This is a genomic window from Microbacterium tenebrionis, from assembly GCF_020682665.1.
GTDB classification, from domain to species: Bacteria; Actinomycetota; Actinomycetes; order Actinomycetales; family Microbacteriaceae; genus Microbacterium; species Microbacterium tenebrionis.
Genome location: NZ_JAGTTM010000001.1, coordinates 169945 through 188227, shown reverse-complemented (window position 1 = coordinate 188227; position 18283 = coordinate 169945). Strand labels below are relative to the sequence as shown.

The window sequence follows — 18283 nt, the reverse complement described above, 5'->3', positions numbered from 1 at the left end:
TATCGTCCGTCGCCCCGCGCTCGTCTGTCTCGCGTGCTATACCGCGCCGGTCAAGATGTGCGAGCTCTGCGGGGAGCCGGGCCGCGTAGCGACGCACCTGGACGGCCGACGGGTCTGCGCCCGCTGCTACTACGCGATGCGACGCCCCCAGCCGTGCCCGGAGTGCGGGCGGAAGGTGTTCCTCACTGGCTTCATGAATGGGCACAAGGTCTGCGCCGAGTGCGCAGGAGCTCCCGTGACGATGGCATGCCCGGGATGCGGGACGATCGAAGAGGTGCGCAAGCACCGGCTATGCGTAGAGTGCCGGCGACCTATCGCCACCCAGCAACTGCTTGCTGACGACAGCGGAGAGATCCGCCCCGAGCTGCACCCGCTCGCGGAGTATCTGGTGACGCACCACGGCAGTGCGATCTCCCTCGAGGGGTGGCTGTACAAGAGCCGCTGTGCGGTCGTCCTCCGTGAGCTCGCCGATGGCACGCTGCCCCTCACCGCGGACGCGATCATGACCAGAGCGCACGCCGGCCAGTCCGTGGCATTCCTGCTCTCGCTCCTCATCCGCTCAGGCGTGCTGCCCGATTTCGACATCCAAGCGGCGAGGTTCGAGCACTGGTTCCAACGGTGGCTTCCGACCGTCCCCCATCCCGAGGACCGGCTCCTCCTACGGCGGTACTGCACCTGGGAGCTGCTGCCGTCGGGCAGATCACTCAGGGGCAGACCAGCTACGGCCGTCCGATCCGGCTCCACCTATCAGAAGGTGCGTGCGGCGCTGAAGCGGTGCGCGGCCCTCCTGCAGCAGATCCGCGCGAGCGGCGAAACGCTGACGACATACCCGCAGCGATCTCTCGACGGCTTCCTCACCGGTTCGCCCTCACAACGGGATGCCCTCGCGCCGTTCACCCGGTGGCTGCGACGGCACCGCCTGAGCCGCCTCCGGGTCGAGTTCCGCAGCCATCGCCTCGAAGGGCGCGACTACGCCGCCGACCATCGGTGGACGATGGCACGCGCGTTCATCACGCGAGACGACATGGATCCCGTGACGCGAGTCAGCGGATTGCTCGTCCTGTTCTACGGGCTCCACCTGACCCGCACCGCAGCGATCACCCGCGCACAAGTCGATACGACCGCGCGCCCCATGACGCTGACGGTCGGAACTGAACCGATCGAGCTGCCCGAAGTCCTCGCCGAAGCAATGGTCCAGCTGCTCGACGGCAACCGCTCCGACACTTGGCTCTTCCCGGGCAGGAACCCGGGCCGACCGATCACCCCCGGGCCGCTCAGCCGTCGACTCCGTCAAGAAGGACTCCTCGCCGGCAGCGCTCGTGTCACCGCGCTGATGGACCTCACCCGACAACTGCATCCTCGAATCGTGTCCGACCTGCTCGGCATCACGGCGTCATCAGCTGCCGCCTGGGCACGCCTGTCCGGGGGCGAATGGTCCGACTATCCCGCGCTGCGCTCAACCTCGACCTGAGCACCAATGGCCTCCCGCTACGCTTGCGCCTCCAGTGGGTGAATTATCGGACAGACCCCCGGGCTTGGCTACAGATAGCGGCAGACCTGATCCGAGCTGCACGTGTCGGGCTCGACGTGCTCGGCCTGGTCGCGGAGCCCGGCGAGGGTGTCGCGCAGGTCGTGGAGCTGCCTGAGCTGCTGGTCGATATCGGTGAGGCGTGCGTCGAGGAGGTCGCGGACGTGGCTGCAGGGCGCTTGGCCGTGGTCGCGGATGTGGAGGATCTGCTGGATCTGGGCGAGGGTGAGTCCAGCGGCTTGGCCGCGGTGGATGAAGTCGATTCGGGCGATGGTCTCGGCGGTGTAGTTGCGGTAGCCGCTGGGCGTGCGCCCGGCCGGCGGCAGGAGCCCCTGGTCCTCGTAGAACCGCAACGTCTTCGCCGTGGTGCCGGCCGCGTCGGCGAGCTCTCCGATCCGCATTCCCCGCCCCCCCCTTTTCGCTGGTCGCAAATTTCGTGCTTGACCTTCCCCTGTGGTGGAAGGTTCATGATGAGTGTATCAGCGGGATGTTCCAAGATGTCCAGGGAGGAATAAGGATGCCATCGAGGTTTGATCTGGCCGTGATTGGGTCGGGTGGCGCGGCATTCGCCGCGGCGATCCGCGCCACCACACTGGGAAAGTCGGTGGTGATGATCGAGCGCGGCACGTTGGGCGGCACGTGCGTGAACACGGGGTGCGTTCCGTCCAAGGCGCTACTCGCGGCCGCCGAGGCCCGCCACGTGGCCGCGGATGCGGGCTCCCGGTTCCCGGGGATCGCCGCCACCGCTGGCCCGGTAGACATGCACGGGCTGGTGGGTGGCAAGCAGGACCTGGTCGAGGCGATGCGGAGTGAGAAGTACATCGACGTGGCAGAAGCCTACGGCTGGCCGGTCCGCCAGGGCGAGGCGGCGTTCGCCGGCACGCCGGATGCGTCGGTCCTCGAGGTCACCGCCGCGGACGGCACCGTCGAAACCATCGAGGCCGCCCACTACCTCATCGCCACAGGCTCCCGCCCGTGGGCTCCTGCCATCGAGGGGCTGGACGGCGTCGACTTTCTCACCTCGACGTCGGCGATGGAGCTGTCCGAGGTGCCTGACTCGCTGCTGGTGCTCGGCGGGGGCTATGTGGCGCTGGAGATGGCACAGTTGTTCGCCCGGCTCGGCTCGAAGGTGACTCTGCTGGTGAGGTCCCGGCTGGCGTCGAAGGAGGAGCCGGAAGTCTCCAAGGCGTTGCAGGAAATCTTCGCCGACGAGGGCATCCGAGTGGTCCGCCGCGCCATCCCCACCCGCGTCACCCGCGACCCGGGCACCGGCCAGATCGTCGCCGCGGCCGAGGTCTCGGGCGGCGTGCAGGAGTTCCGTGCCGACGAGATCCTCGTCGCGCTCGGCCGCGCCCCGGTCACCGACGGGCTCAACCTCGAGACCGTGCAAGTGAAGACCGGCGAGGCCGGAGAGGTCGTGGTCACCGACCAGTTGCAGTCCTCCAACCCTCGCGTCTGGGCGGCTGGGGATGTCACCGGGCACCCCGAGTTCGTCTACGTCGCAGCCCGGCACGGCACATTGGTCGCCGAGAACGCCTTCACTGACGCCAGCACGTCGGTCGACTACACGCGGATGCCGCGGGTCACATTCACGAGCCCTGCCGTCGGCGCGGTCGGGATGACCGAGAAGGAGGTCATCGCGGCCGGGATCCGCTGCGACTGCCGTGTCCTGCCACTGGAGTACGTGCCCCGCGCGCTGGTGAACCGGGACACCCGCGGGTTCATCAAGATGGTCGCCAACGCGTACACCGGCGAGATCCTCGGCCTGACCGCGGTCGCCAAGGACGCCGGCGAACTCGCCGCCGCAGGTGTCCACATCCTCGGCAAGACCATCACCGAGGTCGCCGACGCGTGGGCCCCGTACCTGACCACGGCCGAAGGCATCCGGATCGTCGCCAAGGCCTTCACTACCGATGTGTCGATGCTGTCCTGCTGCGCCTGACCGCGCGCCAGACAGCGGATCCACCCCATCAGAAACTGGAGCCTCGCCATGACGCCCCTCACTACCGACCTGACCGATCGGCTCGCCCGGTCCGAGGAGACAGCCCTGCTGGTTCCGCTCCTGCGGCTGCTTGTCGCCGGTGACCCGGTCACCATCGAGCAGCTCGCGACCGCCACCGCTCTCACCGCCGACGAGGTCCGCACCCGCCTCGCCGCGTCACCGGACACCGAGTACGACGACCAGGGGCGGATTATCGGTCAGGGCCTGACCCTGCGCCCCACCACCCACCGGTTCACCGTCGCCGGTGAGGAGCTCTACACCTGGTGCGCCTTCGATACCCTGATCTTCCCCACGCTCCTCGATCGGCCCGCCCGGGTCGAATCGATCTCCCCGGCCAGCGGCGACACGATCCGCGTCACCGTCGACTCGACCGCCGGTGTCACTAGCGTGGAACCGGCGACCGCGGTGGTGTCCTTGGTCAGCCCCGAGGCCATGCACTCGATTCGCTCCTCGTTCTGCAACCAGGTCCACTACTTCGCTTCCCGCGAGGACGCCGCCGGATGGCTCACGGAACACCCGATGGCCCAAATCCTCACGGTCGCCGATGCCTTCGAGGTTGGCAGCACCCTGATCACCGAGATGCTCGAGCGCCCCCGGACCGGTGCCGACGAACTGTCTGGAAGCTGCTGCGGTCCCGAGACCTGCTGCTGAGACGGCACCACGAGAGGACAGAACACCAATGCCTCCCAACCAGGACGACCAGCGAGGCGGCCGTGGCCTGCTCCTTGGGGCCGTCGCCGCACTGCTCGTGGTCGGCTGCTGCGCCCTCCTTCCACTTCTCGTCGTCGGAGGCACGATCACAGGGATCGGCACCCTCCTCCGCAACCCGTGGGTGATCACGGGCGGTGCCGCACTCCTGATCCTCGCGGTGGTTGCAAGCATCGTGATGACAGCGCGTGCCAGGCGACACCGCCGCGAAAACGACCCCGACTGCTGCCCGCCCCTTCGCCCGACCATAACGAAGACAGACCCGAGGCGAAGGGAAACCGGAACCAAATGATCATGGCCATTAGACCCCGGCATACGGCCCGCCCGATAGGCCCCTAGCCAGCAGGCAAGTCGCCGATCAACGCGCGCGAACTCTGATGTGAAATCTAAAGGTCATCCGCATGGTCCCGGATCAAGCCGTCACGCGGCGGCGACGTCCTGCGCGGTCACGTGCTTGCCTTCCGCGTCGACGCGGCGCGCAGGCCGTTGAGGATCACGATCACCTCGGCGATCTCGTGCACCAGCACCACCGCCGCAAGCCCCAGGACGCCAAAGAGGGCGAGCGGGAGCAGGGCGGTGATGATCAGCAGCGACAGGATGATGTTCTGGTTGATGATGTGCCGCCCCCGACGGGCATGGGCGAACGCGCGCGGGAGAAGCCGCAGATCGTGACCGGTGAAGGCCACGTCGGCCGACTCGATCGCGGCGTCGGAGCCCGTCGCGTCCATCGCGATCCCGATGTCCGCGGCGGCCAGCGCAGGGGCGTCGTTGATGCCGTCGCCGATCATCGCGACCGGCCCCTTCGCACCGAGCTCTGCGATCGCGGCGGCCTTGTCTTCGGGGCGCAGCTCGGCGCAGACGTCATCGATCCCTGCATGCGCAGCGAGGGCGCGGGCGGTGCGGGCGTTGTCGCCGGTGAGCATGGTCACCCCGATGCCCTGGGTCGCGAGGGTGCGGACCACTTCAGGGACCTCGGGGCGCAGCTCGTCGCGGACGCCGATCGCGGCGACCGGGACGCCGCCGCGGTGGACGATCACGACTGTCATGCCCTGCTCCTCCAGCCCCGCGACCCGGTCGCCGAGGGTCCCGGCGTCGAGCCAGCGCGGGCTGCCGACGGTGATCCGCGCGCCGGCGAGCTCGCCCTCGATGCCGTGCCCGGCCTGCTCGGTCACGCCCTCCGCCGCAGGGGCATCCGGCGCTGCGGCGGTGATCGCGGCGGCGAGAGGGTGGGTGCTGTGCTGCTCCAGAGCGGCCGCCCACGCCAGCGCCTCCGCCTCGCTCACACCGTCCACGGTGAGGACGGCGGTGACGGCGGGCTCGTTGCGGGTGAGGGTGCCGGTCTTGTCGACGGCGACGTGGCGGATCACGCCGAACCGCTCGAACGCGGCACCGGACTTGATGATCACGCCGAACTTGCTCGCCGAGCCGATCGCCGCGACCACGGTCAGCGGCACGGAGATCGCCAGTGCGCAGGGCGATGCCGCGACCAGCACGACCAGGGCGCGGGTGATCCACAGCTCCGGGTCGCCGAGCAGCGAGCCGATGATCGCGACCAGGGCGGCGAGGATCAGCACGCCCGGGACGAGAGGGCGGGCGATGCGGTCGGCGAGGCGGGCGCGGTCGCCCTTCTCCGCCTGAGCCTTCTCCACGAGGTCGACGATCGTGGTCAGTGAGTTGTCGGTGCCTGCCGCGGTCGTTTCGACCTCCAGTGCCCCGGCGGTGTTGATTGCGCCGGCGGAGACGGCATCGCCGGGTTCGACCTCGACCGGGATCGACTCCCCGGTGATCGCGGACGTGTCCAGGCTGGAACGTCCCGTGCGGACGACGCCGTCGGTCGCGATCCGCTCACCCGGCCGCACCAACATCAGCTGCCCGACAGCCAGATCCTTCGCGGCGACCTCGACCGAGACGCCGTCGCGGCGGATGGTGGCGGTCTCCGGGACGAGCTTGAGCAGTGCCCGCAGCCCGCCGCGGGCACGGTCCATCGCCTTGTCCTCCAGCGCCTCGGCGATCGAGTACAGGAATGCCAGCGCTGCGGCCTCCTCGACGTAGCCGAGGAACACCGCGCCGACCGCGCTGATGGTCATCAGCAGCCCGATGCCGAGCTTGCCCTTGAAGAGGTTCCGGATCGCGCCCGGCGTGAACGTCGACGCGCCCAGCAGCAGGCCGATCCAGAACAGCACCAGCGCAGGGATCTCCATCCCGGACCACTCCAGCGCCAGACCGGTGAGGAACGCCACACCGGAGAAGACCGGGACCATGATCCTGCGGTCCCGCCACCAGGGGCGCTCCGCCTCCTCGGCCTCTTCGCCGACTGCGGTCTCAGGCTCGTCGTGCTCGCAGCCGCACGCCGCGCTCACGCGCCCGCTCCCGTCCCGCAGCAGCCCGGCACCGTGCACGAAGCGTCCATGCAGGGCGCGTGCTCGTCCACCGCGAGCGTCACGTCCACCAGCGCGGTCAGCGCCGCCGCGAGGTGCGGGTCCGCGATCTCGTAGCGCGTCTGCCGCCCTTCCGGCTCGGCGACCACGATGCCGCAGTCGCGCAGGCAGGTCAGGTGGTTCGAGACGTTCGAGCGGGTCAGCTCCAGCTCACGCGAGAGCACCGCCGGGTAGCTGGGGCCGTCGAGCAGGGTCATCAGTATCCGGGAGCGCGTCGGGTCCGCCATGGCCCGGCCGAGCCGGTTCATGACGTCGAGACGTGGAGCAATGGTCAGCATGCACTGATCATACAGTGTTGACTGAACTAATCCCAGGATGAATAGTGCACCCTGCGACATGCGGCCCTACCAGTAACGGTCGAAGACGGGCTGCGCGAGGTGTGGCCGCTTGTCGCCGATGATCTCGCTCGCGTTTGGGATCTGCCGAGGGCGCCGCATCCACTCAGGTAGTTGCGGACCTCACAGTCCGGCATCCGACCCGCGCAACGGCGCCAGCCCGATCATCCGGAGCTGAGCCCCGCGGTCTTGTGTTGAGCGCAATCGTGTGCTGTACACGGCATAGCTCCCGGGCCTCTGATCTGGGAGACTGGAGACATGGTCACCGCCGTGCTGTTCGATTCTGAGGCGATCGCTCGCGTCAGTGAGCGTTTCGGTGTGCGCCGGCTCCGTGTGTTCGGCTCGGTGCTGACGGATCGGTTCGATTCGGAGAACAGCGATGTGGACTTCCTCGTGGACTTTCACCCGAATCGCGAGGACCGCCTGGACGACTACCTCGGCCTGAGAGACGCGCTTGCCGAGATCGTCGGTCGCGACGTCGACCTCGTCGTCGCCGACGCGGTGCGGAATCCCTACTTCAAGAAAGCCGCCTTCGGGAGCGCGCAGGACATCTATGCGGCTTGAGAGCGCCAAGCTGCTCTGGGATGCGGGCCAGGCCGCACACGCCGTGCGCACATTCACCGACGGCGTGACCAAGGAGCAGTTCTTCACCGATCTCCTTCTGCGTTCGGCCGTTGAGCGGCAACTCGAGATCCTGGGCGAGTCGCTCGTCCGTCTCCGCCGCGACGACTTCGGGGCGGCTGGACGGATCCCGGAACTCCACAAGATCATCGGTATGCGCAACGTCATCGCACACGAATACGGCGACATCGACTACGAGACGGTTTGGGTCGCCGTCACGAGGTACATCGGACCGCTGATCTCCGACCTCGATCGCCTACTGGCAGAAGCCGACCCTCCCAACTGATATGTCGTCCGGCCTGGGCCGAAGCTCGTGAACACGCAGAGCCGTGTCACGGCATCCGCCGCGCCGACTCATGTCCGTGGCATCCGTCAAGATAGTCGTATCCGACCCCGGGAGAATCATGACGGCACTCGTGCGGGCGCACGCGCTCTCGCGCCTGCTCGACGAGCACGTCGCGTGGCGCATGCTGCGAGCGGACATGGCGCCCGTCATCGTCGCCATCCTCAGCGACCACCTCGGCGGCGAGGAGCGGCGCATCGAGAGCGAGGACCTCTACGAGCGCATCGACGCAGACCTCGACGAGCTGCGCGCTCACGGATTCGATCTGCCCGGCACGGCGAAGGCGTACTGCGCGCAGTGGCGGGCATCCGGTTACCTCGTTCGTCGCCCGGCGGAGACCAGCCGGGGCGAGACGTTCGAGCTGTCGCCGGCTGCGCTGACGGCGACGCGCTTTCTCGCCCAGCTCGCGCAGCCACGGCAGTCGGCCACGGAATCGCGGTTGACGAGCATCGCGGCGCAACTGCATCGTCTCGCGGTCGACTCCGATCCGGACGCCCGCACGCGCATCGCCCGGCTCGAAGAGCAGCGCGCGCAGATCGACGCCGAGATCGAGGCGATAGGTCGCGGTGAGGCGCCTCCCCTCGATCAGGAGCGCGCTGTCGAACGGGTGCGCGACGTGCTCGCGATGGCGGAGGACATCCCGAGTGATTTCGCCCGCGTGCGCGCCGAGTTCGAAGGACTCAACCGTGACCTGCGCGCCCGGGTGCTCGAGTCGGATGCCGCGCAGCGCGCCGTGCTTGACGACATCTTCCGCGGCGTGAACATGATCGACGAGTCCGACGCCGGGCGCAGCTTCAGTGGTTTCGCAGGGCTGGTGCTCGACCCGGAGCGCGGCGAGGAGTTTGAGGAAGACATCCGCCGCGTGCTCGAGCGCGACTTCACGAACGCGCTGAGCGCGGCCGAACGCCGCTTCCTGCGCCGACTGCTGCTAACGCTGAAAGAGCGCAGCGGCGAGATCCACGACGTCATCACCACTTTCGCCCGGGGCCTGCGCCGTTACGTCCAGTCGCAGGAGTACGAGCGCGACCGCGTGCTGCGTCGCGAGCTGCGCGCTCGCGACCGGTCACGCGGCGAGCGGCCGGATCAAGCCCTACAAGCCGACCCGGGTCGGCCTGTCGCTGTCGGCCGTGCCGATGCACAGCGCCGGGTTGCTCCGGCTGCACGACCCCGCCGCGTATGACGCTCCCGAGGAGGTCGTCACACACGAGGCCGCAGCCGTGAGTATCGAGGAACTCCGCGCGCTGGCCCGCGAGACCGAGATCGACTTCGACGAGCTCACCGGCAACATCAATGCGGCACTGCAGGACGTCGATGAGATCTCGATCGCCGAGGTGCTCGAGCGGTTCCCGGCCACACAGGGCGTGGCCAGCGTCGTCGGTCTGCTGGCGCTCGGCGCGGCCCAGGGGGCGGCGAGCGCATCCGAACACGTCGAGTGGGTGGGGTCGGATGCCGTAGCACGTGCTGCATGGATACCCAGTTATCGCTTCACCGGGAGGGTGCTGTGACCGAGAAGGACGGGATGCCGGAGACGGCGACGCCCGAAGAGCAGCCGGCTGCGGAACCAGGGGCGTGGCCCGGAGACACCGGGACCCTGAGCATCGACGCGCGGCGCGCACTGCTCAAGCTGATCCAGGGGCCGTATCTCTCGGCCGCGCGAGCGCCCGGCCCGTGGTCGGCGCTGCTCGCCGACGAATCGCGCATCCGCTCGCGGCTGCACGACCTCTTCCTCGATCTCGTCCTCGATCGGGATGCCGGCTTCGCCTTCGTGCGCAACGCGGCGACAGGGGAGCAGGAGGCCCCCGTCGCCGTCCGCTCCGAGCAGCTCACCTTCATCGACACGGCGATGCTGCTCGTGCTTCGTCAGATGCTGCTCAGCGGCGAACAGGACGGACGGGTCATCGTCGGGCGAGACGACGTCTTCGAGCAGCTCGCACCGTTCCGTACCGCTGATCGCGATGAGACCGACTTCGCGAAGCGGCTCAACGCCTCGTGGCTGAAGATGCGCAACAAGCTGCGGGTGGTCCACGCGCTCTCGGACGAGCGCGTCGAGATCTCCCCGGTGCTGCGGATGCTGGTCGACGCCGACCAGGTGCGCACCATCGCCGCCGAGTACGAGCGCATCCGCGCGGGCGAGAGCGCCCCATCCGCGCAGTCAGGAGCCGATGACGAGGAGGCGGACGATGACGTTGCTTGATCTGGGCCTCGAGCAGGCGGATGCCGATGAGCAGAGTCCTGGCCAGTGGCGCCTCGCGCGCATCGAGGTGGTCAACTGGGGCACGTTCGACGGCGCCCACCGCATCGACGTGTCCCGCAAGGGGCACCTGATCACCGGAGCATCCGGATCGGGCAAGTCATCGCTGCTCGACGCGATCGCGGCCGTCCTCACGCCCGAGCGGTGGTTGCGCTTCAACGCGGCTGCGCAGGACGCGTCGTCGCGCGCCGACGACCGCGGCCTCGTCAGCTACGTGCGCGGTGCCTGGACGAAAGAGGCCGACGAACTCGAGGATCGCGCCGTCAGCGCCTATCTCCGCCCGCGTGCGACGTGGAGCGGCATCCTGCTGCGCTTCGAGAACCAGGGCGATGCGCCGGTGACCCTCGTTCGACTGTTCCATCTGCCGGGCTCGTCCACCGCCCGTGCCGAGCTCAAGGACGCGTTCGTCCTGCTGCGCAGCGAGGTCGTCCTCACCGACCTCGCCCCGTTCGTCGCGAAGGGCATCGAAGCGCGCAGGCTCAAGGCTGCGTTCCCCGACGGCGTCGTCTCGACGGGCAGCCACGGCGGCTTCTTCACGCGGATGCGACGCCTGTTCGGCATCGGCAGCGACAACGCCCTGCACCTGCTGCACAAGACGCAGTCGGCGAAGAACCTCGGCAACCTCGACACGCTGTTCCGCGCCTTCATGCTCGATCGCCCCGGCACCTTCGATCAGGCCCGCACTGCCACCGAGCAGTTCCGCGAGCTCAACGCCGCGCACGTGCACGTGGTCGAACTGCGCCGTCAGGCCGAGCATCTCGAACGCGTCGAGGAGGCGATGGTCGAGTACGAGCGCCAAGCGCAGGCCGTGACCGAGCTGCAGCATCTCATCGAGGTGCAGGAGCCGTTCCAGGACCGTATGCATCTGAAGCTGGCCCAGGCTCAGCGCGAAGAGCAGACGGCGCAGCTCGCGAGGGCCGCCGAGCGTGCGGCTGCGGCCGGCGCCGCACGCGGCGAGGCCGAAAGCATCCTCAACGAGGCGCGGATGCGGGAGGCCCGGCTCGGCGGAGGGGATGCCGGCCTCATGCGCCGCAGCATCGATGATGCGCGCCGCGAAGCCGACCGCATCCGCGACCATGCCGAGCGATTCGCCTCCGAGCTGCGTGCCGCCGGCATCGAGCACGCACCGACGGATGCCGCCGAGTTCGCCGCTCTGCAGGAATCCGCGCGCGCCGACCTCGCCGTGGCTCCCGAGGCCGACGACAGCCACGCCGTGCACGAGCGGCATGCCGACGCGCGCCGTCGGGTGGCCGAGCTCGACGAGCAGCTGACGGCGCTGAGGAATCGCCGCAGCAACATCGAGCCGCGACTGATCGCCGTGCGCGAGTGGCTGGCGGGCGAGCTGCGCGTCAGCGAGAAGAGCCTTCCGTTCGGTGGCGAGCTGATCGACGTGCTCCCCGAGTTCGCGGAGTGGACGGGTGCGATCGAGCGCGTGCTGCGTCCTCTCGCATCGGCTCTGCTGGTGCCGGACGGCGACCTCGTCCGCGTCCGGCGGCTCATCGAGAAGCGCTCGCTCGGGACGCGGCTGGTGATCGAGGCGGTGCCGAGGGAGGCCGCCGCGCCTCGACCGTCCACGGCTCGCGACTCGTTGCTGCACCGCATCCGTGTCTCCGACGGCCCGTTCCAGACGTGGATGCAGTCGCGGCTCTCCGAATCCTTCGACCTCTCCTGCGTCGCCGGACCCGACGATCTCGACGACGTCGAACGCGGCGTGACCATCGGCGGCCAGATCAAGACATCCTCGCGCCGGTACGAGAAGAACGACCGGGTGGCGATCGACAACAGGGAGCACTGGGTCCTCGGATCCGACAACCAGGCGAAGATCGATCACCTCCTCGATCGCCGCGCCGATGCGCAGCGCGAGCTCGACCGTGCGCGTGCCGTTCGCGATGAGCACGTGGCCGTCGGGCAGGCCGCACTGACCAGGCGCCTTCTGCTGCAGCGGGTGATCGAGCGCGCCTGGACCGAGTTCGATGCCACGGCCGCAGATCAGACGATCGCCGACCGCGAGGCGGAGCTCGCGCGGCTCACGGCGAAGAGCCACGATCTCGCGGACGCTTCGCATGCCGTCGCAGATGCCGAGGAGCACAAGCGCGTCGCCGATCGGGAGGCGGATGCGGCGAATGCCGCGCGGGCGCTCGCCGAGAGCGCTCTGAACGCCTCGGACGATCTGATCCAGCACCTCACCGGGCGGCTCGACGGCGTCACCGTGTCGGATGACGATTCCGCCCTGCTCGAAGCCCGCTACCGCTCGGTCCAGCGGCGCATCGACACCGCGAACATCGCGGAGATCGGCGCGAAGGTGGTCAAGGTCCTGAACGCCGCGGCGCAGGAGGCCGACGAGGCGCGCTCGCGCTCGATGGCCTCGTTCGCCCGGCTGACCGTGGACTTCCAGCGCACGTGGCCGACGGCGGCGCCGAACCTCACGCCGGAGATCGAGGACCGCGCCGGCTACCGCGCACTGCTCGACGGCATCCGCACCCGGGGTCTGCCGACGCACGAGGAGAACTTCCGCCGACTGCTGCGGGAGAAGTCGCGAGACTTGATCGGGCATCTGCTCAGCGAGATCCGGGATGCGCCGAAGCAGATCGAGGAGCGCATCGATCCGGTGAACGCGTCGCTGGGCCGGTCGCTGTTCGACGCCGACCGCTACCTGCGGATCCGGGTGAGGACCAAGCGCTCGCCCGAGGCCGCCGAGTTCATGACCGAGCTGAAGGGGATCGTCGACGGCTCGTGGGACCAGAACGACCTGCGCGCTGAGGAGCGGTTCGCCGCGCTCAAGCGCATCATGGACCGGCTCGAGTCGGCCGAGAACGGTGAACGCGCGGACTATGTGTGGCGCCAGCGCTGCCTCGACACCCGCGAGCACGTGACATTCCAGGCGCAGGAGGTCGATCGCGCCGGGCGGGTGCTCAGCGTGCACGATTCGAGCGCCGGCCTCTCAGGAGGGCAGAGGCAGAAGCTCGTGATCTTCTGTCTCGCCGCAGCGCTGCGATACCAGCTCACGGACGACGACCAGGACATCCCCACCTATGGCACGATCGTGCTCGATGAGGCGTTCGACAAGGCCGACAGCCAGTACACCCGTATGGCGATGGACGTGTTCCACGAGTTCGGGTTCCACATGATCCTCGCCACCCCGCAGAAGCTGCTGCAGACGATCGAGAGCTACGTCGGAGCGGTCACCTCGGTCTCGAACCCGACACGCAGGCAGTCGCTGCTGTCGAACGTGCCGTTCGAACAGGTGAACTGATGCCGGTCACGGTCGCGGAAGCTCGAGCCCGAGCGGCCAAAGCGGTTGAGAAGGGGCGGCGGGAGTGGGCGGCGCGTGCGGACGGCGATGATGCGGTGCTCGACATTCCATTGAAACCGCCGACGGAGGCCGCTGTGCTCGCCGGTCCGCGCGCGGCGAGCGAATGGGCCGACTCCTGGCGTGCCGTGGACGGAGGCGACATTCTGGTGCGCTGGGCGCACAAGAACTGGCCCAGCGTCGGCAGGCAAGAGCTTCCGGAGCGGCTGACGCTGTATACGGCGGACGCGATCGCGCGGTTCGCCGGACGCGACGTGAACCGGGACTGGGCGCGGATGCGCGACCGCGCCGCGATGCTCCGCGAGAGATTCGGCGCTCACGATGAGATCGTCGCGGCGATCCGGGCGCGCGGCACCGCCATCGATCGTCTGACGGGCGTCGACTTCGCGCTTCTGCTCGAGGTGCTGGCCTGGCTGCGCCAGCATCCATCCTCCGGCTATCGCCTCAGGCAGGTGCCGATACCCGGGATGCACACCAAATGGCTCGGTGCCCACCGGGCGATGGTCGAGTCGCTGTATGCGGCTATCAGCGGCGAACAGGATCTCGGTCTTGTGCCGTCGCCGGAGAGGCTGCGGATCAGAATTCTCGACCCCGGGATGCGGCCCGGAGGTCTCATCGACGTCACCGCGCCTCTCGAGGAACTCGCCGCGCTGGCGATCCAGCCCCGTGCGATCATCGTCTGCGAGAACCTCGAATCGGTGCTGGCTCTGCCCGAGTGGCCGGGCGTCGTCGCCGTCCACGGCGGCGGGTACGCGGTTCCGATCCACCGACTGCCCTGGGCGCTGTCGGCGCGGGTACTGTACTGGGGCGACTTGGATGCCGACGGGTTCGCGATCCTGCATCGGTTGCGTTCGAACGGCGTGGATGCGGTAAGCGTGCTCATGGATGAGGGCACGCTTCTCGCGCACCGAGAGCTGTGGGTACCCGACCCGAACGGTGCCGCGGCGCGCACGCTGCCGTCGCTCAGCCCGTCGGAGCAGACGGCCCTCGAGAGGATCGCTGCGGAGAGCGGCGTTCGTCTCGAACAGGAGCGCCTTCCTTGGCCGATGGCGCTGGAAGCGTTGCGCGCGGCGGTGGGGCGGTCGCTGGGGAACTGAGTTCTCCACAGGCATAGGAATCTTTGTTCGAATGTCTGTGGCCTCTGAGAGTACGAGATATGGCAACGTTCACCGATGTCGCGGCGTTGATCCCCACCCTGTGCGGTGGCGGCGTCGTAGTCGATGATGCTGCCGCTGCGCAGGGTGTGCTGATGCTGATGCCGGATGCCGATGTGGTCGCGATTCTGCGTGAGGCGGCGTCAGTGGCGAAGCAGCTGGAGCAGATCCAGGTCGCGGCATCCGGTGTGATCGCGGTGCGGTCCTCGCGGGAGCGGGGCCATTCCGGGCTGTCGCAGTCGCGTGGGCATCGGTCGGCGGCGTCGCTGATTCAGGATGTGACGGGGTCGACGAAGGCGGATGCGAATCGGAAGGTGCGGGTGGGTGAAGCGCTGCTCGACAACGAGCTCGAGGAACAGTTACCCATCGGGGAGGGCGTGCCGGAGTCTCGGCCAGCACCCCGCGCCTGGCATCAGCCGCTGCGCGACGCACTCCGCGATGGTCGGGTGACGTCGGCGCAGTTCGATGCGATCAAACGCGGGCTCGGAGACCCGCCCCTGATCGATGCGAACTCGGGCGATGAATCGAGTGACGGTCTGGATGCTGCGGCGCGGGCGGATGCGCAGGATGCTGCGCGTGCGGCGTGGTCGCAGGCGGCGGAGCAGTTGGTCGGTGAGGTGTCGGAGCGGACAGTGGAGGAGTTGTGGCAGGCGGCGCGGACGGTGCGTGACCTGCTCGACCCGGAGGGTGCGGAGGCGCGGTATCTGGCGCGGTTCGACGACCGGTCGTTCCGCACCTATCGCGGGCAGGACGGGCAGAAGCGCGCGAGCATGGTGTTCGAAGACGACGGGGACCTGTTCGTCGAGACGATGATGGCGGCAGCGCTGCGTCCACGTCGGGGCGGACCGCGGTTCGTCGACCCGGACGAGAAAGCGCAGGCCGCGTCGCTGGCGGATGATCCGCGCACGACGGACCAGCTCGCGTACGACCTGCTCATGGACGTGATCCGGTCCGGCGCCCTGGCCGACGCGGAGTCCGTGTTCGGCGCACGCCAGCCGGGTGTGCGTCTCGTGCAGGTCATCGACGCCGACGGTGCACCGGCCACGGTCGCGCACAGCGAGGACGGACTGGTCTCCATTCCCGGAGCCGCCGTCGCGCAGCACATCTGCGACAGCGGGACCGTGCCCGTCGCGGTCGATTCGTGCGGAAATCCACTCGATGTCGGCCGCGAGCATCGTCTGTTCACGCCGAAGCAGCGCATCGCGCTCGCGATCCGTGACGGCGGATGCCGGTGGCGGGGCTGCGACCGGCCCTCCTCGTACTGCGAAGCGCATCACATCGACGAATGGCACCGAGATCAGGGGCGCACGGACATCGACCGCGGGATCCTGCTGTGCCGATATCATCACATGACTCTGCATCACGGCGGGTGGTGGATCACCCGCGACGGCACAGGCGACTTCGTCCTCCATCACCCCTCGGGTGAGACGTTCCCCATGCGACCACGCGCCGCGCTGAGCTACGCGTGGGGCGGGATCGACCCACCCCCGAAACGCTTCCGACCCGCCGCCTGAGTCAGCGCTGGTTGCGGGGATGCTGCCGCGCCGCGCGCTCGTTGCCGCGCTTGTAGTTGCCGGTCCAGCGAGCCATCGCACCCTGCGGATCCGCCTCGGCATCCGCCAGGAACTCCGCGGCACGCGCACCGCGCAACACCGTCGCCTTGCGCCCGTGGTGAGTGATGAGGATGCTCCCGTCGCCGCGCTCCTCGAAAGCGAACCCGCCCGGCGTGCCCATCAGATGCCACCTCCGGTGGTGTGCCCCGCCGGCGCCAGCACGAGAAGCTCGCCCACTTCGCACTGCAACGCGTCGCAGATCGCTCGCAGCGTCGAGTACCGGATCGCCCGAGCCCGATCGTTCTTCAGCACCGACAGATTCACGATCGAGACGCCCACCCGCGCGCTCAGTTCCGTGAGTGTCATGCTCCGCTCGGCGAGCAGCTCATCGAGCCGGCAGTGGATGCCGGTCTCCTCCTCGTCGGTGGACGCGGGGGTCATACCAACCCCTCCGTGTCCTTCTGCAGCCGCGCGCCGTCCGCGACCATCATCCCGACGATCGCGATGATGACGCCGAGGAGCAGCAGCGTCACATCGACGCGACCGAGCACCCACAGCACATCCCACTGCGGCAGCACGATCATCTCCGGACCGTCAGCAGTCAGCGTGCCATCGGCGGCGACCGAAACCTCGTACCCGAGCGCACGGACTGCCGCGTCCACGGCCCAGGCGTGCAGCTGCGGGGCGATCGCGCCGGCGAGCATGGTCAGCACGCCGACTGAGCCGAGACCCCATGCCAGCATCCGCACGAACGGCCTGCCGCGCAGCATCCGCACCGCGAGCATCACTGCCAGCGCGCCACCGGCGATGATCACCAGGACGCCCAGCCCCTCCGCAGTCGCCTGCAGCACGCGCGGTAGCAGCAGCGGCTGGTCGCTGACGATGACGACCTCGCTGTAGTCGACACGGTCGGCCTCGCTCAGCGCTCCGGTAGAGCTGATCGACGGCTCCCGCCCGGTGAGCAGATCGCTGCGTCCGGTCCAGTAGCTCGTGAAGAAGCCGGTGATCCTCGGGATGCTGCTGATCGCCGAACCGATCAGCAGCATCCCGCCGAGTACCAGCGCGACGATCAGTGCGCCGCTGCGCCCCGGCCGAGAAGCTGTCGTGTTCATCAGACGAGCCCTTCCGTCTCGCGCTGCAGATCCGCGCCGTGACGCAGGATCGCCCCGAGAGCAGCGAATGCGAGGCCTGCCGCGATCGGCCAGAACGGGAAGTTCACGACGAACGCCTCCTGCGGCCACCACGCGGCGAGCGCGTCCTCCACGCCGGCCACCTCCTCATAGCCTCCGCCGGAATACGAGAGCAGCTCTGCGGATGCCATGCTCCCGGCGATGTCAGACAGCACCTGAGCGGCGACGCCGCCTGCGCTGATGATGACCGCGATCACCATCGATGCCTGCGCCAGGACCGGAGCGAAGGCGCGCCCGCGGATCAACTGGAAGCAGGCGAGAGCCACCATGCTCGCGATCGCACCCGGCAGGATCCACCACAGTGCCTGGCCGATCGCCCAGCAGATGCGCGCCCCGAAACTCAGACCGTTCACGACCACATCGGCGGACACGAACCCACCGCCCTCGCGCGTCGCCGTCGTCCCCTCCACGAACGCGCCGTCGGGTAGCGTCGGCCAGTACGTCTGCGTCGGGACGGTGATCGGCACCGCCGTCTGAACCAGCGTCGTGATCGTCGTGACGATCGCGCCGACCAGTGCGATTCCCGCCCACAGCACCGCGACGGCGAGAGTCACGCGAACGAGCGAGTGGGCGTCATCCGGCGCCATGCGCCGGCGCGCACTCGGACGGAGGAACACGACGATCACCGCGATGCACAGCGCGACGACGAGCGCAGCAGCGGCGACCCACAAGAACATGCCCATCAGAAGCCTCCATATCGATATTCGTTGTTATCGATGTTCGTTAACATAACGACTCTCGATAACTCCGTCAAGGGCCGGGTATGCCGACGGCGAACACGGCCTTGTGCACCTCGCCTGGTCGTTACTCTCGTAAACAAGCACTCCCGGACCGGAGAGTGCCCAAAGGA

Annotated in this window: 17 protein-coding genes and 1 pseudogene; 11 read left to right on the top strand and 7 right to left on the bottom strand. The window is 68.6% G+C overall.

The window, feature by feature from the left end:
• Window positions 1-241 precede the first annotated feature (241 nt).
• Window positions 242-1471 (top strand): hypothetical protein, encoded by a 1230-nt coding sequence (locus KEC56_RS00955; protein ID WP_227530118.1) that lies wholly within the window; start codon window positions 242-244, stop codon window positions 1469-1471.
• Window positions 1472-1539: 68 nt separating this feature from the next.
• Here the strand turns inward: KEC56_RS00955 and KEC56_RS00950 are convergent, their stop codons facing one another.
• Complete coding sequence (locus KEC56_RS00950; RefSeq protein ID WP_017828519.1) at window positions 1540-1929, bottom strand: heavy metal-responsive transcriptional regulator; 390 nt, start codon at window positions 1927-1929, stop codon at window positions 1540-1542.
• A gap of 116 nt (window positions 1930-2045) precedes the next feature.
• Between KEC56_RS00950 and merA the strand changes: the two genes are divergently transcribed.
• Genes merA through KEC56_RS14160 form a run of 3 tightly spaced genes read left to right on the top strand, consistent with a single transcriptional unit; the run spans window position 2046 to window position 4530 of the window.
• Window positions 2046-3470: a mercury(II) reductase gene (merA, locus tag KEC56_RS00945; protein ID WP_227529446.1), complete on the top strand. Its 1425-nt coding sequence runs from the start codon at window positions 2046-2048 to the stop codon at window positions 3468-3470.
• Window positions 3471-3518: 48 nt separating this feature from the next.
• Window positions 3519-4181: an organomercurial lyase MerB gene (merB, locus tag KEC56_RS00940; protein ID WP_017828517.1), complete on the top strand. Its 663-nt coding sequence runs from the start codon at window positions 3519-3521 to the stop codon at window positions 4179-4181.
• A 28-nt stretch (window positions 4182-4209) separates the two neighbouring features.
• Window positions 4210-4530 (top strand): MerC domain-containing protein, encoded by a 321-nt coding sequence (locus KEC56_RS14160; RefSeq protein ID WP_081603833.1) that lies wholly within the window; start codon window positions 4210-4212, stop codon window positions 4528-4530.
• A gap of 154 nt (window positions 4531-4684) precedes the next feature.
• On the opposite strand, the gene KEC56_RS00935 is transcribed toward KEC56_RS14160, so the two are convergent.
• Window positions 4685-6598, bottom strand: coding sequence for a heavy metal translocating P-type ATPase (locus tag KEC56_RS00935; RefSeq protein WP_227529445.1), 1914 nt, complete (start codon window positions 6596-6598; stop codon window positions 4685-4687).
• The gene (cmtR, locus tag KEC56_RS00930; RefSeq protein WP_060960787.1) at window positions 6595-6954 is read right to left on the bottom strand and encodes a Cd(II)/Pb(II)-sensing metalloregulatory transcriptional regulator CmtR; all 360 of its coding nucleotides are present in this window, start codon (window positions 6952-6954) and stop codon (window positions 6595-6597) included. The genes KEC56_RS00935 and cmtR overlap by 4 nt, the downstream gene beginning before the upstream one ends.
• 315 nt (window positions 6955-7269) lie before the next feature.
• Here cmtR and KEC56_RS00925 point away from each other — a divergent pair, with 315 nt between their 5' ends.
• From KEC56_RS00925 to KEC56_RS00895, 7 genes and pseudogenes are all read left to right on the top strand, one after another.
• Window positions 7270-7575, top strand: a complete 306-nt coding sequence (locus KEC56_RS00925) for a nucleotidyltransferase family protein (RefSeq protein WP_175985033.1) — start codon at window positions 7270-7272, stop codon at window positions 7573-7575.
• A complete protein-coding gene (locus tag KEC56_RS00920) occupies window positions 7565-7918 on the top strand; it encodes a HepT-like ribonuclease domain-containing protein (protein WP_227529444.1) in 354 nt (117 codons plus the stop codon). The genes KEC56_RS00925 and KEC56_RS00920 overlap by 11 nt, the downstream gene beginning before the upstream one ends.
• Window positions 7919-7988: 70 nt before the next feature.
• A pseudogene (locus tag KEC56_RS00915) lies at window positions 7989-9480 on the top strand (DUF3375 domain-containing protein).
• Window positions 9477-10169, top strand: coding sequence for a DUF4194 domain-containing protein (locus tag KEC56_RS00910; RefSeq protein WP_227529443.1), 693 nt, complete (start codon window positions 9477-9479; stop codon window positions 10167-10169). Before KEC56_RS00915 ends, KEC56_RS00910 begins: the two are co-directional and overlap by 4 nt.
• Window positions 10156-13479, top strand: a complete 3324-nt coding sequence (locus KEC56_RS00905; RefSeq protein ID WP_227529442.1) for an ATP-binding protein — start codon at window positions 10156-10158, stop codon at window positions 13477-13479. Before KEC56_RS00910 ends, KEC56_RS00905 begins: the two co-directional genes overlap by 14 nt.
• Window positions 13479-14633 (top strand): Wadjet anti-phage system protein JetD domain-containing protein, encoded by a 1155-nt coding sequence (locus KEC56_RS00900; RefSeq protein WP_175985037.1) that lies wholly within the window; start codon window positions 13479-13481, stop codon window positions 14631-14633. Before KEC56_RS00905 ends, KEC56_RS00900 begins: the two co-directional genes overlap by 1 nt.
• A gap of 59 nt (window positions 14634-14692) precedes the next feature.
• On the top strand, window positions 14693-16204 hold the full coding sequence (locus KEC56_RS00895) for an HNH endonuclease signature motif containing protein (RefSeq protein WP_227529441.1): 1512 nt from the start codon (window positions 14693-14695) through the stop codon (window positions 16202-16204).
• 1 nt (window position 16205) lies between these two features.
• Here KEC56_RS00895 and KEC56_RS00890 read toward each other — a convergent pair whose 3' ends face one another.
• The 4 genes from KEC56_RS00890 to KEC56_RS00875 are packed head-to-tail and all read right to left on the bottom strand — an operon-like array spanning window position 16206 to window position 18116.
• Window positions 16206-16424 (bottom strand): hypothetical protein, encoded by a 219-nt coding sequence (locus KEC56_RS00890; RefSeq protein WP_175985039.1) that lies wholly within the window; start codon window positions 16422-16424, stop codon window positions 16206-16208.
• The gene (locus KEC56_RS00885; RefSeq protein WP_227529440.1) at window positions 16424-16684 is read right to left on the bottom strand and encodes a helix-turn-helix domain-containing protein; all 261 of its coding nucleotides are present in this window, start codon (window positions 16682-16684) and stop codon (window positions 16424-16426) included. Before KEC56_RS00885 ends, KEC56_RS00890 begins: the two co-directional genes overlap by 1 nt.
• Window positions 16681-17355 (bottom strand): hypothetical protein, encoded by a 675-nt coding sequence (locus tag KEC56_RS00880; protein ID WP_227529439.1) that lies wholly within the window; start codon window positions 17353-17355, stop codon window positions 16681-16683. Before KEC56_RS00880 ends, KEC56_RS00885 begins: the two co-directional genes overlap by 4 nt.
• Complete coding sequence (locus KEC56_RS00875; protein WP_227529438.1) at window positions 17355-18116, bottom strand: hypothetical protein; 762 nt, start codon at window positions 18114-18116, stop codon at window positions 17355-17357. The genes KEC56_RS00880 and KEC56_RS00875 overlap by 1 nt, the downstream gene beginning before the upstream one ends.
• Between the last annotated feature and the right edge of the window lie 167 nt (window positions 18117-18283).

Bases quoted from the DNA above. Each gene is read 5' to 3' on its own strand.
- KEC56_RS00955 (WP_227530118.1), top strand. From the start codon at position 242: ATGGCATGCCCGGGATGCGGGACGATCGAAGAGGTGCGCAAGCACCGG.
- KEC56_RS00950 (WP_017828519.1), bottom strand. From the start codon at position 1,929: ATGCGGATCGGAGAGCTCGCCGACGCGGCCGGCACCACGGCGAAGACG.
- merA (WP_227529446.1), top strand. From the start codon at position 2,046: ATGCCATCGAGGTTTGATCTGGCCGTGATTGGGTCGGGTGGCGCGGCA.
- merB (WP_017828517.1), top strand. From the start codon at position 3,519: ATGACGCCCCTCACTACCGACCTGACCGATCGGCTCGCCCGGTCCGAG.
- KEC56_RS14160 (WP_081603833.1), top strand. From the start codon at position 4,210: ATGCCTCCCAACCAGGACGACCAGCGAGGCGGCCGTGGCCTGCTCCTT.
- cmtR (WP_060960787.1), bottom strand. From the start codon at position 6,954: ATGCTGACCATTGCTCCACGTCTCGACGTCATGAACCGGCTCGGCCGG.
- KEC56_RS00925 (WP_175985033.1), top strand. From the start codon at position 7,270: ATGGTCACCGCCGTGCTGTTCGATTCTGAGGCGATCGCTCGCGTCAGT.
- KEC56_RS00920 (WP_227529444.1), top strand. From the start codon at position 7,565: ATGCGGCTTGAGAGCGCCAAGCTGCTCTGGGATGCGGGCCAGGCCGCA.
- KEC56_RS00905 (WP_227529442.1), top strand. From the start codon at position 10,156: ATGACGTTGCTTGATCTGGGCCTCGAGCAGGCGGATGCCGATGAGCAG.
- KEC56_RS00900 (WP_175985037.1), top strand. From the start codon at position 13,479: ATGCCGGTCACGGTCGCGGAAGCTCGAGCCCGAGCGGCCAAAGCGGTT.
- KEC56_RS00895 (WP_227529441.1), top strand. From the start codon at position 14,693: ATGGCAACGTTCACCGATGTCGCGGCGTTGATCCCCACCCTGTGCGGT.
- KEC56_RS00890 (WP_175985039.1), bottom strand. From the start codon at position 16,424: ATGGGCACGCCGGGCGGGTTCGCTTTCGAGGAGCGCGGCGACGGGAGC.
- KEC56_RS00885 (WP_227529440.1), bottom strand. From the start codon at position 16,684: ATGACCCCCGCGTCCACCGACGAGGAGGAGACCGGCATCCACTGCCGG.
- KEC56_RS00880 (WP_227529439.1), bottom strand. From the start codon at position 17,355: ATGAACACGACAGCTTCTCGGCCGGGGCGCAGCGGCGCACTGATCGTC.
- KEC56_RS00875 (WP_227529438.1), bottom strand. From the start codon at position 18,116: ATGGGCATGTTCTTGTGGGTCGCCGCTGCTGCGCTCGTCGTCGCGCTG.